Source organism: Sinorhizobium saheli (genome assembly GCF_001651875.1).
GTDB lineage: Bacteria > Pseudomonadota > Alphaproteobacteria > Rhizobiales > Rhizobiaceae > Sinorhizobium > Sinorhizobium saheli.
The window spans coordinates 528,911-543,413 of sequence record NZ_LNQB01000073.1 but is presented as its reverse complement, the minus strand read 5'-3'; the positions used below and the strand labels follow the sequence as shown (position 1 = coordinate 543,413).

General features: G+C 64.0%; 13 protein-coding genes. 10 read left to right on the top strand and 3 right to left on the bottom strand.

Annotation, left to right across the window (positions count from 1 at the left end; genetic code table 11):
* Positions 1 to 59: 59 nt before the first annotated feature.
* The 3 genes from ATB98_RS15955 (at position 60) to ATB98_RS15945 (ending at position 1,665) form a co-directional block, all read left to right on the top strand.
* A complete protein-coding gene (locus ATB98_RS15955; RefSeq protein WP_066875342.1) occupies positions 60 to 611 on the top strand; it encodes a rod-binding protein in 552 nt (183 codons plus the stop codon).
* 116 nt (positions 612 to 727) lie between these two features.
* Complete coding sequence (locus ATB98_RS15950; RefSeq protein WP_066875341.1) at positions 728 to 1,096, top strand: hypothetical protein; 369 nt, start codon at positions 728 to 730, stop codon at positions 1,094 to 1,096.
* Complete coding sequence (locus ATB98_RS15945; protein WP_066875340.1) at positions 1,096 to 1,665, top strand: hypothetical protein; 570 nt, start codon at positions 1,096 to 1,098, stop codon at positions 1,663 to 1,665. The genes ATB98_RS15950 and ATB98_RS15945 overlap by 1 nt, the downstream gene beginning before the upstream one ends.
* Positions 1,666 to 1,677: 12 nt before the next feature.
* On the opposite strand, the gene ATB98_RS15940 is transcribed toward ATB98_RS15945, so the two are convergent.
* Positions 1,678 to 2,667, bottom strand: a complete 990-nt coding sequence (locus ATB98_RS15940) for a glycosyltransferase (RefSeq protein ID WP_066875338.1) — start codon at positions 2,665 to 2,667, stop codon at positions 1,678 to 1,680.
* Positions 2,668 to 3,016: 349 nt separating this feature from the next.
* Between ATB98_RS15940 and folD the strand changes: the two genes are divergently transcribed.
* Entirely contained in the window at positions 3,017 to 3,916 is a 900-nt protein-coding gene (folD, locus tag ATB98_RS15935; RefSeq protein ID WP_066875335.1) for a bifunctional methylenetetrahydrofolate dehydrogenase/methenyltetrahydrofolate cyclohydrolase FolD, read from the top strand.
* A 131-nt stretch (positions 3,917 to 4,047) separates the two neighbouring features.
* On the opposite strand, the gene ATB98_RS15930 is transcribed toward folD, so the two are convergent.
* Positions 4,048 to 5,079, bottom strand: coding sequence for a substrate-binding domain-containing protein (locus ATB98_RS15930; protein ID WP_066875333.1), 1,032 nt, complete (start codon positions 5,077 to 5,079; stop codon positions 4,048 to 4,050).
* 296 nt (positions 5,080 to 5,375) lie between these two features.
* Between ATB98_RS15930 and ATB98_RS15925 the strand changes: the two genes are divergently transcribed.
* The 6 genes from ATB98_RS15925 to ATB98_RS15900 all read left to right on the top strand — a co-directional run bounded on the left by ATB98_RS15925 (position 5,376) and on the right by ATB98_RS15900 (position 12,500).
* Positions 5,376 to 6,734: an ABC transporter substrate-binding protein gene (locus tag ATB98_RS15925; RefSeq protein ID WP_066875332.1), complete on the top strand. Its 1,359-nt coding sequence runs from the start codon at positions 5,376 to 5,378 to the stop codon at positions 6,732 to 6,734.
* A 149-nt stretch (positions 6,735 to 6,883) separates the two neighbouring features.
* Complete coding sequence (locus ATB98_RS15920; protein WP_066875330.1) at positions 6,884 to 7,894, top strand: carbohydrate ABC transporter permease; 1,011 nt, start codon at positions 6,884 to 6,886, stop codon at positions 7,892 to 7,894.
* Between the two features lies 1 nt (position 7,895).
* Complete coding sequence (locus ATB98_RS15915) at positions 7,896 to 9,041, top strand: carbohydrate ABC transporter permease (protein ID WP_066875327.1); 1,146 nt, start codon at positions 7,896 to 7,898, stop codon at positions 9,039 to 9,041.
* 29 nt (positions 9,042 to 9,070) lie between these two features.
* The gene (gene bglA, locus ATB98_RS15910) at positions 9,071 to 10,726 is read left to right on the top strand and encodes a beta-galactosidase BglA (RefSeq protein WP_066875325.1); all 1,656 of its coding nucleotides are present in this window, start codon (positions 9,071 to 9,073) and stop codon (positions 10,724 to 10,726) included.
* 20 nt (positions 10,727 to 10,746) lie between these two features.
* Positions 10,747 to 11,835, top strand: a complete 1,089-nt coding sequence (locus tag ATB98_RS15905; protein ID WP_066875323.1) for an ABC transporter ATP-binding protein — start codon at positions 10,747 to 10,749, stop codon at positions 11,833 to 11,835.
* Positions 11,836 to 12,089: 254 nt separating this feature from the next.
* Positions 12,090 to 12,500 (top strand): hypothetical protein, encoded by a 411-nt coding sequence (locus tag ATB98_RS15900; RefSeq protein WP_066875322.1) that lies wholly within the window; start codon positions 12,090 to 12,092, stop codon positions 12,498 to 12,500.
* A gap of 60 nt (positions 12,501 to 12,560) precedes the next feature.
* Here ATB98_RS15900 and edd read toward each other — a convergent pair whose 3' ends face one another.
* Positions 12,561 to 14,381: a phosphogluconate dehydratase gene (edd, locus tag ATB98_RS15895; protein ID WP_066875320.1), complete on the bottom strand. Its 1,821-nt coding sequence runs from the start codon at positions 14,379 to 14,381 to the stop codon at positions 12,561 to 12,563.
* Positions 14,382 to 14,503 lie beyond the last annotated feature (122 nt).

The window sequence follows — 14,503 nt, the reverse complement described above, 5'->3', positions numbered from 1 at the left end:
GACACTGATTGCGCTGCCGGTGAGAGACGGCGGCGGCTCCGGCTTTAAGAGGACCTGACATGGCTATTTCCCCGCCCAGCGATCTGGTGATGGATGTCGTGCGCGCGGCCGATCCGGCGGAAATTCAGGAGGCGCAGGCGCGGCTCAAGGCCAATCGCGCCGCCTTCGAGGCGACGAGCCTCGCGGAAAACGGCAATGGCTTTGCCGCCGCCGTCTCGGTCCTCAACGCGTCCGAAGGATCGAGCGGCCTTGGGGACATCGACAATCGTGTCGGACCGAAGAAGATTCCCGAGACCTATCGCAAGTTCGAGGCGATGGTGCTCCAGAACTTCGTGAAATCGATGCTGCCGAGCGACAGCGAAAACGTCTACGGCAAGGGAACCGCCGGCGACGTCTGGAAAAGCATGATGTCGGAACAGATCGGCGACGTTCTGGCCAAGGGCGGCGGCATCGGCATTGCCGAGCAACTGGCCGGCGACGATCCCGCCGACCGCGTCAAGGCCTCCGTCGACGGCAACAGCCTGAACCTCGCCGCCGGCATGGTCCAGGAATACGAGCGCAAGACGTTCTCCGCCTTTTTGACCGACGACGACAAGAAGAAGCAGGCCTGAGCGGGGTCAGGTGCGTGCGGTTCTCCGCCCCGCGCCCCGCTCCGAATAAGAACTGAGCAGAACAATGTTTGGGCCTGACCGGCCATCCTGCGCCAAGCGCATTTGGGAGTTGAATTATGGAAGCTGTGGCATCCAATGACCTGCGGATACAGAATGTTCTCGGTCGGCTGGAGATGATCATCGACAACGAGAACAGCCGTATCGGCATTGACCCCGCATTCGACCTGAAGACCTCGAACGCTCACAAGAGCCGCTGCCTCTACGAACTGACGATGCTCCATCGCGACGCGGCGTCGGGCGAGATATCGCCTTCCTTCACCTCGCAGACCCGCCATCTTCGCAAGAAGCTGCAGCTGAACTCCCAGAAGGTTGCCGCGCATCTGGAGGCGGTGCGTTCCGTCGTCGACATCCTCAAGACGGCCGCCCAGGATGCCGATGCGGACGGCATCTACACCGAAGCGCAATTCCGCTATAGCGATTTCTGATGCTGAAGCTCGTTCTCACCGGTATCTGGGTCTGCGCCGTCACGCTCGGATCCGTCTATTTCTCGATGCAATATGCCTCGGCGCCCGTCATCTCGGAGGCCGAAGCGGCTCGCCGCGCGTCGGAGGAGTATGTCCCGGGGGAAATCATCACCGTCCCGGTCATCAAGGACGGGGCCGTTCAGGGCTATTTCCTGGCCAAGCTGTCCTTCTCGGCGACGCGCGAGGGGATCGCTGATCTCCACGCGCCGCTTCGCCAGCTCGTCACGGACGAGCTCTACGACATGCTCCTCGGTTCGAAGCTGATCGACGTCGCCGACACGCGGAGCTTCGACCTGCCGAGCTTCAAGGGTGCGGTCAAGGACGGTCTCAACAAGAAGCTCGGAAGCGAAGTCATCACCGAGGTCCTGGTCGAGCAGCTCGAGTACCTCACCAAAGACGACGTCCAGCGCGTCGCCAACAGCCAGAACATGCCCCATCAGAAGCCGGTGCCGATCGTCGACAGGAACGGCAAGGTTGCCGCCGACAGGATACCCGAAGGGGCGGTGAAGGCCGACGGCGGTGCGCACTGAACTTCTGACGGTTCAGCGCGCGGCGCCGCCGCGGTGCCGGCCCTCGGCGGAACCGATCCTTGCGGTCAGCCGGCCGACCGCGACGTAGAGGGGATAGAGGCTTGCAGCGGGAAGGCCGGTCTCCGCCCAGAGCTTGATGCCGAGCGGCAGGGACGTCACAAGCAGCGCCAGCGATCTGCCGAACGTTTTCAACCGTCCAAAGAGCGTCGGGTCGCGCTGATGCTCGAGGAGTGCCGAGATCGCGCCGTTTTCGAGGCTGCGGGCGCGGATCCACGACGCCGTGGTGTGGTAGGCCGGAACCGTTTCCGCCACCCAGGCCTCCGCGGCCCAGGCGAAGGAGAAGCCCTTGGCCTTGCATCGATCGAAGAAATCCGCGTCGCCGACGCCGACGATGTTGAGCGCCGGATCCAGATAGGGCTTGGCCATTCCCTCGAGAACCGGCCGCGTGATGAGGACGTTGCCGGCGGAATTGAGGATCGGCGCCGGCCCGGCCCTGTCGTAGGGCGGGGTGAAAACCGGGTGCCGCTTCCATTTGTATTCCTGCGGATCCTCGAAGACGGGAAGCTGCGGCCCGCCGACGATGTCGGCGGAATGGGCCTCCTGCACGGCCAGGAGGCAATCGAGCCATTCGGGAGCGGCGACTTCATCGTCATAGATGACCGCGAGCGCCTTGAGGTTGGGATAAAGATCGAGGGCCCCTGCCCAACCGGCATTGCACGCATGGGCGTGCCCCGGGTGGCGGGTGACGATAATGGCGGAATCGGACGAGCGGCCGGCAAAGAAGCTCTTCGCCGCCTGCGCGCCGGCGAGGCCCTCCGCGTCGTTTTCGACGACGATGGTCGCCAGGGGCAGGTCGGGCCGCTGCGAGACGATGGTCTTCAGCGTCTTGACCAGGCGAACCGGGCGGCGGAACGTAGGCACCACCACGACAAGCTCGATATCCGCCGCGTCTTCCAGCCGTCGCTGGAAATAAAGGGAGCAATCCTCGCCGTCCGCCGTCATCGTCAAAGCTCGCGCGAATTTTGGCAATTACTGGAAAATATCTTCCTGAACAAACTTCGGATCCTCAAAACGGCCTATAAGCGAAGTTTACGCCCGGACCCGGCACATTGCAAAAGGCCGCTTCGCGCACTTCGCCAGCCGAGAGGCAAGCTCTCAGAAAGCCGCGCCGACCGGCCGCGACCTTTCAGCGATGCAAGGAAATCCGGCTCACCTCGGGCCCGGTTGCGGTTCGATCGCCTGAGGCACTTGCATTTATGCGTTTGGAACAGCATAGGGCGCATGCAGGCAATCGCTCGATGCCGCGTGACTTAAAGTGTGCCGCGTTCGAGACAAACCGGGAGATATCGTCGTGACGACTGTGATTGATGGCAAGGCCGTTGCCGCTTCGGTCATCGAAAGCGTGAAATCCGCCACCAAGGCGCTGGAAAGCGAAGCGGGCGTTCGCGCGGGGCTGGCGGTGGTCATCGTCGGAAACGATCCGGCAAGCCATGCCTATGTCTCCGCCAAGAGCCGGATGGCCAAGGAATGCGGCTTCCTTTCGGTTCAGCATACTCTGCCCGAGGAGACCTCGCAGGAGGAACTCGCGGGCCTCGTCGCGGACCTCAACGCCGATCCGTCCATTCACGGCATCCTCGTGCAACTGCCGCTGCCGAAGCATCTTCGCTCCGAGCCGATCATCCAGTCGATCCTTCCGGAAAAGGACGTCGACGGCCTGCATGTCGTCAATGCCGGCAAGGTCGCGACCGGCGATCTCGAAGGCGGGCTCGTCTCCTGTACGCCGGCCGGCGCGATGGTCTTCGTGCGCCGCACCCATGGCGACGATCTTTCCGGACTGAACGCCGTCGTCATCGGCCGTTCCAACCTCTTCGGCAAGCCGATGTCGGCGCTGCTTCTCGCGGCGAACGCGACCGTCACGACGGCGCATTCGCGCACCAAGGACCTGGCCGCCGTCTGCCGCAACGCCGACATCCTGGTAGCGGCGGTCGGTCGTCCGGAGATGGTCAAGGCCGATTGGGTGAAGCCCGGCGCAACGGTGATCGACGTCGGTATCAACCGCGTCCCGGCGCCCGAGCGCGGCGAGGGCAAGACCAAGCTCGTCGGCGACGTCGCCTTCGAGGAATGCGCCAAGGTCGCGAGCGTCATCACGCCGGTCCCCGGCGGCGTCGGACCGATGACGATCGCCATGCTGATGGCGAACACGATCATCACCGCCTATCGCAAGGCCGGCCGCACGCCACCGAAGTTCTGAGCGGCTGGCGATTTGATTAGAGCGAAGAAGCAAAACTCTCCCACTTGTGGGACCCTTGTGGGACCCTTGTGGGGAGGGTCAAACCCGGGGCAATTGGGACACCCGCAGCGCGGCTACCGGATACAGCCCGCCTATCTCCCGGGCGCCGGTCCCGTCGAGGCTCGCACGATCAGTTCGGCCCGCCAGAGTTCCTGCTCCGGATAGTCGCCGCGGTCGAGAATGCCGCCGATCAGCCGTTTGGCGATGCGGGCGCCGGCGGCCCTCAGCGACGAGCGTGTGGTCGTCAGCGGCACGCTGAAATTCTCGGGCTTCAGCATCGGCAAGACGTCGTCATGGGCGATGACGGAGATGTCGCTGCCGATCACGAGGCTTGCCTGGTTGATCGCGCGCACCGCTCCGAGCGCCAGCACCGTACTGGAGCAAAGCACGGCGGTCGGCGGGTCCGGCCGGTCGAGAAAGCGCTGCATGCTGCGGTAGCCGTATTCGTCGGTCATCGCCGAATGGTGAACCAGCGTCTCGTCGAGGCGGAGCCCCTTTTCCTCCAGTGCCCGCGTCAGGCCCTTCTTCCGGCGGAGGGAGAAGGCGAGATATTCCGGCCCGTTGATGAGCGCGATCCGGCGGTGGCCGAGCTGGATCAGAAGCCTGGCGGCATCGTAGAAGGCGGCGGTATTGTCAATGTCGACGAAGGGGTAGTCCTTTGCGCCGCCGATCGACCGCCCGTGTACGACGAAGGGGATCGAAAGCGCCTTCAGCATGGCGATGCGCGGATCGTTGGCGCGCATATAGGCAAGGAAGAGCGCATCGACGTTGCCGCTTGCCGCCAGTCGCCGGAAGGTCGCTTCCTCGTCGTCGGGGGCGCTCGGATTGAGCACGAAGTGGAAGTCGTGCTTCACCGCCTCCTCCGCCAGCCCGGCCAGGAACTCGCCAAAATGGATGTCGGAATCGATGCCGGAGGCGATCGGCATGACGAGGCCGATCGAGTAGGCCTTGCCGGTGGCGAGCCGTTGAGCGGCGCGGTTGGGCCGATAGCCCGTCTCGCGCACCGCCTGCAGGACCCGCTCGCGCGTTTCGGCATTGACCTCCGGATAGCCGTTGAGCGCCCGGCTCACGGTCGTCTGCGACAGGCCGAGCAGCTCCGCCAACTGCTTGAGGTTGACCGCCATGATGCGTATCCTTCCAAAGCGCTTTGAATACTTTTCTCGTTTTTGAGCCACCGAACAAGCGCTTTCTTCGTCCTGTAGCACTCATGCCGGCACGCAAGAAGCAGAAAACCGGCTGTTTGCGCCGCAAAAATGCTGCCGCAGAGCAAAAATTCGGCCCGCTGAGGATGGTTGTGCAAAGCCTCTTGACTCTTTCTTTGCGGCAATGGAGTGTGAGCTAATTCAAAGCGCTTTGAATCGGCGCCTTGACGTTCCGCCCGTGGCGCAATGCCCGGGCTTCTTTTTGGGGAGGACGACACGTGAAGAGATCATTGCTGATAGGCGTGGCCGCGTTCGCATTGCTTGCAGGGGGAGCTGCCGCCGCCGACCTCAAGTTCAAGCCGGGCGAGGACTCCAAGTTCAACTGGGGGAGCTTCGAGGAGTTCAGGAAGGGCCATGACCTGAAGGCGCAGACGCTCACCATCTTCGGACCCTGGCGCGCCGAGGACGAGGCCCTGTTCAAGAGCGTCTATGCCTATTTCACCGAGGCGACGGGCGTGGAAGTCAAATATTCCTCCTCCGAAAACTACGAGCAGCAGATCGTCATCGACACGCAGGCGGGCAGCCCGCCGGATATCGCCATCCTGCCGCAGCCGGGCCTGATCGCCGACCTCGCCGCCAAGGGCTATCTGACGCCGCTCGGCGACGAAACCAAGCAATGGCTCCTCGACAATTACGCCGCCGGCCAGTCCTGGGTCGACCTTTCCACCTACAACGGCAAGGACGGCACGCCGGCACTCTACGCCTTCCCCTACAAGATCGACGTCAAATCCCTCGTCTGGTACGTGCCGGAAAACTTCGAGGATGCCGGCTACGAAGTGCCGAAGACCATGGAGGAATTGAAGGCGCTGACGGAGAAGATCGCCGAGGATGGCGACAAGCCGTGGTGCATCGGCCTGGGCTCGGGCGGCGCGACCGGTTGGCCGGCCACCGACTGGGTCGAGGACCTGATGCTGCGCACGCAGCCGGCCGATGTCTACGACAAGTGGGTGAAGAACGAGATCCCTTTCTCGGATCCGGCGGTCACCGCGGCGCTCGACGAGTTCGGCTGGTTCGCCCGCAATGACAAGTTCGTCGACGGCGGTGCGGCGGCCGTCGCCTCCACCGATTTCCGCGATAGCCCCAAGGGCCTCTTCGCCTCGCCGCCGAAGTGCTACCTGCACCACCAGGCTTCGTTCATTCCGTCCTTCTTCCCGGAGGGCACGGTTGTCGGGGAGGACGCCGACTTCTTCTACATGCCGCCCTATGAGAGCAAGAAGGAGCTCGGCAATCCGGTGCTCGGCGCGGGTACGCTCGCGATGATCACCAAGGATACGCCGGCCGCGCGCGCCTTCATCGAGTTCCTGAAGACGCCGATCGCGCACGAGGTCTGGATGGCGCAGACGAGCTTCCTGACGCCCTACAAGAGCGTCAATGTCGACGTCTACGGCAATCCGCCGCTCAAGAAGCAGGGTGAGATTCTGCTCAATGCCACGACCTTCCGCTTCGACGGGTCCGACCTGATGCCGGGCAAGATCGGTGCGGGTGCGTTCTGGACCGGCATGGTCGACTTCGTCGGCGGCAAGTCTTCCGCCGACGTTGCGGCTGATGTCCAGAAGGCCTGGGACGCCATCAAGTAACGGCGCATGGCGGACGATGATCTGATCGTCCGCCGTTCTGCTCGATGCGGACGGCCGCCCGGGCGGGCGGTCCCGTCCGGCGCGGCCGCGGTCGCCCGCGATGTGCCTGTGCAGCCTGCTCCGGAGAGACGAGAGGGGAGGGATGTGTCATGCAGCAGATGATCTATGCTGTCCTGACGATAGTTGGCGGTGTCCTGGCCTGCGTGGCCTATTTCTGGGGCACCAATTTCATACTCGACCGGATATTCCCTCCCAAGGGACCGACGGCCGCTGCGGCTTCGCGCAACCTGCGCACCGCCAATGCCATTCGGCCTTGGCTCTTCCTGGCCCCGGCCCTCTTCGCGTTGACGATCTACCTGGTCTATCCCGTCGTCGAATCCGTATGGCTGAGCCTGCACGACAGAGCCGGCCAGAATTTCGTCGGTGTGCGCAACTACCAATGGATGGTCAATGACGGCGAATTCCGGCAGTCGATCTTCAACAATTTCCTCTGGCTGCTGGTGGTTCCGGCGCTCTCCACCTTCTTCGGCCTGGTCATCGCGGCACTGACCGATCGAATCTGGTGGGGCAATATCGCCAAGACCCTGATCTTCATGCCGATGGCGATCTCCTTCGTCGGTGCGGCCGTCATCTGGAAGTTCATCTATGACTACCGCGCCGAGGGTTCCGAGCAGATCGGCCTGTTGAACGCGATCGTCGTCGCCTTCGGCGGCGAGCCGCAGGCCTGGATCACGCTGCCCTTCTGGAACAACTTCTTCCTGATGGTCATCCTCATCTGGATCCAGACGGGCTTTGCCATGGTCATCCTGTCCGCTGCGCTGCGCGGCATCCCGGAGGAAACGATCGAGGCCGCGGTGATCGACGGTGCGAATGGCTGGCAGATCTTCTTCAAGATCATGGTGCCGCAGATCTGGGGCACGATCGCCGTCGTCTGGACGACCATTACCATCCTGGTGCTGAAGGTCTTCGATATCGTGCTGGCGATGACGAACGGTCAATGGCAGAGCCAGGTGCTCGCCAACCTGATGTTCGACTGGATGTTCCGCGGCGGCGGCGATTTCGGCCGCGGCGCGGCGATCGCCGTGGTGATCATGGTGCTCGTCATTCCGATCATGATCTGGAACATCCGCAACGCCACCAAGGAAATGGGAGGCCGCTGAGATGAGCCCGTCAACGCGTTCCCCGCTCACCTGGGCCGTGCATCTGTCGGTTCTGCTTCTTGTCCTTCTATGGACCCTGCCGACCGCCGGCCTGTTGATTTCGTCACTTCGCGACAAGGACCAACTCGCCGTATCCGGCTGGTGGACGGCGCTTTCCAGTTCGTCGCGCAACGCGGTCGCCCGCGCGCCCTCGGCCGAGAGCCAGGTGGAGCGCGACGGCAAGTTCGTGATCTCCGGCAGCCTGCTCGAGGGGCAGGGCGGCCAGGTTTCCGCCTTCGGCTTCTCCAGCCGCGAGCCCGCCAGGTTCAAGCCGGGTGAGACGGCCGAGCTCAACGACGGCGACAGGCTGACGGTCCAGGCGGACGGCAGTTTCGAGATCGTGTCGGACACCAGGATGGAAGGCTCGCGCGGCCAGCGCATCTTCTTTACGGCTTCCACGCCGCCGCGGTTCACCATCGACAATTATGTCGAAGTGCTGAGCGCCGCAGGCATCGGCCAATCCTTCCTCAATTCGCTGACCGTCGCCGTGCCCTCGACGATCATCCCGATCCTGATCGCGGCCTTTGCCGCCTACGCACTTGCGTGGATGCCCTTCCCGGGCCGGGCGATCCTGCTCGCCGTGGTCGTCGGCCTCCTGGTCGTGCCGCTGCAGATGTCGCTGATCCCGCTGTTGAAGCTCTATAATGGCGTGGGCGCGTTCTTTGGCGTCTCCGCGAAGACCTATTTCGGCATCTGGCTCGCCCATACGGGCTTCGGCCTGCCGCTGGCGATCTATCTCCTGCGCAACTACATGGCCGGGCTGCCGCGCGAGATCATGGAATCGGCGCGCGTCGACGGTGCCAGCGATTTCGAGATCTTCGTCAAGATCGTCCTGCCTCTATCCTTCCCGGCGCTCGCCTCCTTCGCGATTTTCCAGTTCCTCTGGACCTGGAACGATCTTCTCGTCGCTCTGGTCTTCCTCGGCGCGGGCGACGACGAGCTGGTGCTGACCGGACGGCTCGTCAATCTTCTCGGTTCTCGCGGCGGCAATTGGGAAATCCTCACCGCCTCGGCCTTCATCACAATCGTCGTTCCGCTGATCGTCTTCTTCGCCCTGCAGCGCTATCTCGTTCGCGGCCTGCTGGCGGGGTCGGTCAAGGGCGGCTGATCCAGTCAAGACAAGGACCTCCAACACATATGAATACGACCGAAAGCACGAGCTCCCTTCTTGCGCCCGACAGGGATTGGTGGCGCGGAGCGGTGATCTACCAGATCTATCCGCGTTCCTTTCAGGACACCAACGGCGACGGGATCGGCGATCTGAAGGGCATCACCGCCCGCCTGCCGCATGTGGCGGCCCTCGGCGTCGATGCGATCTGGATATCTCCGTTCTTCACCTCGCCGATGAAGGACTTCGGCTACGACGTCTCCAACTACAAGGACGTCGATCCGATCTTCGGCACGCTTCGGGATTTCGACGCGCTGATCGCGGAGGCGCACCGCCTCGGCGTCCGCGTGATGATCGACCTCGTGCTGTCGCACACGTCGGACCAGCATCCGTGGTTCGTCGAAAGCCGGTCGAGCCGCAGCAATGCCAGGGCCGATTGGTACGTCTGGGCGGATTCGAAGCCGGACGGCACGCCGCCGAACAACTGGCTGTCGATCTTCGGCGGCTCCGCCTGGGCCTGGGATCCGACGCGGCAGCAATATTATCTGCACAACTTCCTGACCTCGCAGCCGGACCTCAACCTGCACAGTCGCGAGGTGCAGGACGCGCTCCTCGGCGTCGCCCGCTTCTGGCTCGAGCGCGGTGTCGACGGTTTCCGCCTCGACACCATCAATTTCTATTTTCACGACAAGGAACTGCGCGACAATCCGGCGCTCGCGCCGGACCGGCGCAACGCGTCGACCGCACCGGCGGTCAACCCCTACAACTATCAGGAACATATCTACGACAAGAACCGGCCGGAGAACCTGGAATTCCTGCGGCGCTTCCGCGCGGTGATGGACGAATACCCGGCGATCGCCGCGGTCGGCGAGGTCGGCGACAGCCAGCGCGGTCTCGAGATCGCCGGCGAATATACCTCCGGCGACGACAAGGTGCAGATGTGCTACGCCTTCGAATTCCTGGCGGCCGATCCGCTGACGCCCCATCGCGTCGCCGAAGTCCTCATCGATTTCGACAGGGCGGCGCCGGAAGGCTGGGCCTGCTGGGCCTTCTCCAACCACGACGTCGTCCGCCACGTCAGCCGCTGGGGAGATCGCGTCGCCGATCATCATGCGCATGCCAAGCTGCTCGCGAGCCTGCTCATGTCGCTGCGCGGTTCCGTCTGCATCTACCAGGGCGAGGAACTGGGGCTGACCGAGGCGGAGCTCGCCTACGAGGATCTGCGCGACCCCTACGGCATCCAGTTCTGGCCCGACTACAAGGGGCGTGACGGCTGCCGCACGCCGATGGTCTGGGAGAGCCTGCCGGACGGAGGGTTCAGCGACGGGAAGCCCTGGCTGCCGATATCGGAGAGCCATCTCCCGCAGGCGGTCGCCGCGCAGGAAGGGGATCCGGCCTCGGTGCTCGAGCACTATCGCCGCTTCCTGCATTTCCGGAAGGCGCATCCGGTTTTCGCCAAGGGCACGATCGAATTCGTCGAGACGCCGACGCCGCTCCTCGGCTTCCGGCGCGCCCATGGCGACGAGACGCTTTTCTGCCTCTTCAACATGGGCGAGGAGCCCGCGAGCATGGAGTGGCCGGGCGATCGGCTGGAGCCCCTCGAGGGGCACGGCTTCATCTCTGATATAAGGGACAACAGGATCAGTCTTCCGGCCTGGGGCGCGTTCTTCGCGCGCCTGGCCTGACAAACCGAGGGGAGGGTGCGATGACAGGTCTGCTCTTGAAAGATATCCGCAAGTCCTACGGGGCGGTCGATGTCATTCATGGCATCAATCTCGACATCAAGGAGGGCGAATTCGTCGTCTTCGTCGGGCCGTCCGGCTGCGGCAAGTCGACGCTTCTGCGCATGATCGCGGGCCTCGAGGAAATCACCGGCGGCGACATGTTCATCGATGGCGAGCGGGTCAACGACGTGCCGCCGTCGAAGCGCGGCATCGCCATGGTGTTCCAGTCCTATGCGCTCTATCCGCATATGACGGTTTACGACAACATGGCCTTCGGCATGCGGATCGCCAGGGAATCGAAGGAGGAGATCGACCGCCGCGTCCGCGCGGCGGCGGACATGCTCCAGCTCACCCAGTATCTCGACCGCCTGCCCAAGGCGCTCTCCGGCGGCCAGCGGCAGCGCGTGGCGATCGGCCGGGCGATCTGCCGCAATCCCAAGGTCTTCCTGTTCGACGAGCCCCTCTCCAACCTCGACGCGGCGCTGCGCGTGGCAACCCGCATCGAGATCGCCAAGCTCAGCGAGCGGATGTCCGACACGACGATGATCTACGTCACCCACGACCAGGTGGAAGCGATGACGCTTGCCGACAGGATCGTCGTCCTGTCCGCCGGCCATATCGAGCAGGTCGGCGCGCCGCTGGAACTCTACGAGCGCCCCGCCAATCTCTTCGTCGCCCGCTTCATCGGCTCGCCGGCAATGAACGTCTTCCCGGCGACGATCACCGCGACGGGCGCGGAGACGACCGTCACGCTGGTGCGCGGCAAGTCCGTCACACTCGACATTCCGACGGCCGCTTCCGAAAACGGCAAGAAGGCGAGCTTCGGCGTGCGGCCGGAAGACCTCGAGGTGACGGAATCGGAGAATTTCCTGTTCGAGGGAACGGTTTCGATCGTCGAAGCACTCGGCGAAGTGACGCTGCTCTATATCGAGGGGCTCGTCGAGAACGAGCCGATCATCGCCAAGATCCCCGGCATCCTCAAGGTCGGCCGCGGCGACAAGGTGCGGTTTACCGCCGACAAAGCGAAGCTCCATCTCTTCGACGCCGAGGGGCGCAGCTATCGCGTCTGATCAACAGACCTTCGCCGCAGTGCTACGCGAACCCGAGGACTGACCCTCTCCCCGTTCTGACGGGGAAAGGGGACTGAGGCGGCGCCGCGGGTCCCCTTCGCCCGCTTGCGGGGGAGAAGCTGCCTTAAAGCGACGAGGGCAGCCTCAGACGAAAGCGCCCCGCTCCTCCAAGCTCCACATACCCGCAGCGTCCAAACACTCTGTTAAATTTCACGGGCTAGCATTGTCTCGGAATGAGATGAAAGGCGAACTCGATGAGCAGCGCGGTACCCGCGATCAACCGGCATTTTCTCAACAAGGAAGAGTCCTTCATGTACGATCGGGAAGCGAATTTCCCGATGGAGGACACCCGGAACGAGGCGCGCATCGAATTCACCGAGAAGGGGATGCAGCATCTCTCGTCGCGCCGCTGCGAGATCATCAAGCTGTCGAAGAGCAGCGCCGTGATCGGCATCCTGACCCAGTTCCAGCTGCCGCAGAATTTCTATCTCGACATCCCGAGCGCCCGCATCCCTCTGATCGGCTGCCTGTTGAAGCGGGTCCACGCCAACAACCTCATCGAGGCCCGGTTCCTGCGGCTCCTGAGCGATCGCGACCTCAACCGCATCTTCGTCTACAGCACCCATCCGAACCATCGCAACCGGACGCTCGACATCTATCGCTGACGCGCCGGGTTCGACCGACGCGCTTTTCCGCATGGCCCGAGGCCTGAGCTGTGCGGCCCCTCAGTGAAACAGAACGCTCGCGCCGCTGTCGGCGGCGCCGGCCACATGGCGGAACGGGGCGAAGAGTTCGCGGCCCATGCCGAACTCGTTGTCGGAAAGGTCGATATGGGCCGGCACGCGCGTCTTCAGGGCGATGTCCTCGACCTTGACCTCGATCGTTCCCGCGATCGCATCGATGCGGATGATGTCGCCCTCCTGGATGCGGGCGATCGGGCCGCCGTCCTTCGCCTCCGGCGTCACGTGGATCGCCGCCGGCACCTTGCCGGATGCGCCGGACATGCGGCCGTCGGTGACGATCGCCACCTTCTGGCCGCGATCCTGCAGGATGCCGAGCACCGTCGTCAGCTTGTGCAGTTCCGGCATGCCGTTGGCTTTCGGTCCCTGGAAGCGCACGACGGCGACGAAATCGCCCTCGAGTCTGCCCGCCTTGAAGGCGGCGTTGAGCTCGGCCTGATCGTTGAAGATCTTGGCCGGCGCCTCGATGACATGGCGCTCCGGCTTGACGGCGGAAATCTTGATCACCGCCTTGCCGAGATTGCCGGTCAGCATCTTCAGGCCGCCGGTGTGCTGGAAGGGATGGTCGATGCTTGCCAGCACCTTCGGGTCGGCGCTCGCCTCGGGCGCCGGGTCGCGCCTGACGCTGCCGTTTTCGCCGAGCTTGACATCGATCGCGTAGGCCGCGAGCCCCTGGCCGTAGACGGTGCGGACATCGTCATGGAGGAGGCCCGTCTTCAGGAGCTGGGCGATCAGGAAGCCCATGCCGCCGGCCGCGTGGAAATGGTTCACGTCCGCAAGGCCATTCGGATAGACGCGTGCGAGGAGGGGCACGATGTCGGAGAGCTCGGAAATGTCCTGCCAGGTGAGCACGATGCCGGCCGCGCGCGCCATGGCGACGAGGTGCATGGTGTGATTGGTCGAGCCGCCGGTCGCATGCAGCCCGACGACGCCGTTGACGATGGAGCGCTCGTCGATCATTTCGCCGGCGGGCGTGAACTCGTTGCCGAGCGCGGTGATCGCCAGCGCCCGCTTCGCCGCCTCCCTGGTGAGCGCATCGCGGAGCGGCGTGCCGGGATTGATGAAGGAGGCGCCGGGCAGATGGAAGCCCATGATCTCCATCAGCATCTGGTTGGAGTTGGCGGTGCCGTAGAAGGTGCAGGTGCCGGGACCGTGGTAGGACCTGGACTCGGCCTCGAGCAACTCGTCGCGGCCGACCTTTCCTTCGGCGAAGAGCTGGCGCACCTTGGCCTTTTCATCGTTCGGCAGGCCCGAGGTCATCGGTCCGGCGGGAATGAAGACCGCGGGCAGGTGGCCGAAGGTCAGCGCCGCGATCACCAGGCCGGGCACGATCTTGTCGCAAACGCCGAGATAGACGGCCGCATCGAACATGTTGTGCGAAAGGCCGATGCCGGCGGCCATGGCAATGACGTCGCGCGAGAAGAGCGACAGTTCCATGCCGGGCTGTCCCTGGGTCACGCCGTCGCACATCGCCGGCACGCCGCCTGCGACCTGGGCGATACCGCCCGCCTCGCGGGCGGCCTCGCGGATCAGCGCCGGATAGGTCTCGAACGGCTGGTGGGCCGAGAGCATGTCGTTATAGGAGGTGACGATGCCGAGATTGGGGACGCGGTCGCCCGCGAGCGCCGCCTTCTCGGCGGGGGAACAGACGGCAAACCCATGCGCGAGGTTGCCGCAGCCGAGCACGGTGCGGTGCGGCCCGTTTGCTGCGGCGCTGCGGACACGCTCGAGATAGGGCTCGCGGTAGCGTTTCGAGCGCTCGACGATACGGGCGGTGATTGCGGCAATGCGGGAATCGGCGGACATGGGCACATCCTTTTCCGGAGTCGCGGGACTCCTCTTCATCTGTCATCGGCGTTGAGCGGCGCCCCGCGGGTGACGCTGCAACGCCTTGAATTCCTGTTCAATTTACCCTTGATTCGAACTCG

Excerpts from the sequence above, each read along its gene's own strand:
- ATB98_RS15955 (WP_066875342.1), top strand. The coding sequence starts at position 60 with ATGGCTATTTCCCCGCCCAGCGATCTGGTGATGGATGTCGTGCGCGCG.
- ATB98_RS15950 (WP_066875341.1), top strand. The coding sequence starts at position 728 with ATGGAAGCTGTGGCATCCAATGACCTGCGGATACAGAATGTTCTCGGT.
- ATB98_RS15945 (WP_066875340.1), top strand. The coding sequence starts at position 1,096 with ATGCTGAAGCTCGTTCTCACCGGTATCTGGGTCTGCGCCGTCACGCTC.
- ATB98_RS15940 (WP_066875338.1), bottom strand. The coding sequence starts at position 2,667 with ATGACGGCGGACGGCGAGGATTGCTCCCTTTATTTCCAGCGACGGCTG.
- ATB98_RS15930 (WP_066875333.1), bottom strand. The coding sequence starts at position 5,079 with ATGGCGGTCAACCTCAAGCAGTTGGCGGAGCTGCTCGGCCTGTCGCAG.
- ATB98_RS15920 (WP_066875330.1), top strand. The coding sequence starts at position 6,884 with ATGCAGCAGATGATCTATGCTGTCCTGACGATAGTTGGCGGTGTCCTG.
- ATB98_RS15915 (WP_066875327.1), top strand. The coding sequence starts at position 7,896 with ATGAGCCCGTCAACGCGTTCCCCGCTCACCTGGGCCGTGCATCTGTCG.
- bglA (WP_066875325.1), top strand. The coding sequence starts at position 9,071 with ATGAATACGACCGAAAGCACGAGCTCCCTTCTTGCGCCCGACAGGGAT.
- ATB98_RS15905 (WP_066875323.1), top strand. The coding sequence starts at position 10,747 with ATGACAGGTCTGCTCTTGAAAGATATCCGCAAGTCCTACGGGGCGGTC.
- ATB98_RS15900 (WP_066875322.1), top strand. The coding sequence starts at position 12,090 with ATGAGCAGCGCGGTACCCGCGATCAACCGGCATTTTCTCAACAAGGAA.
- edd (WP_066875320.1), bottom strand. The coding sequence starts at position 14,381 with ATGTCCGCCGATTCCCGCATTGCCGCAATCACCGCCCGTATCGTCGAG.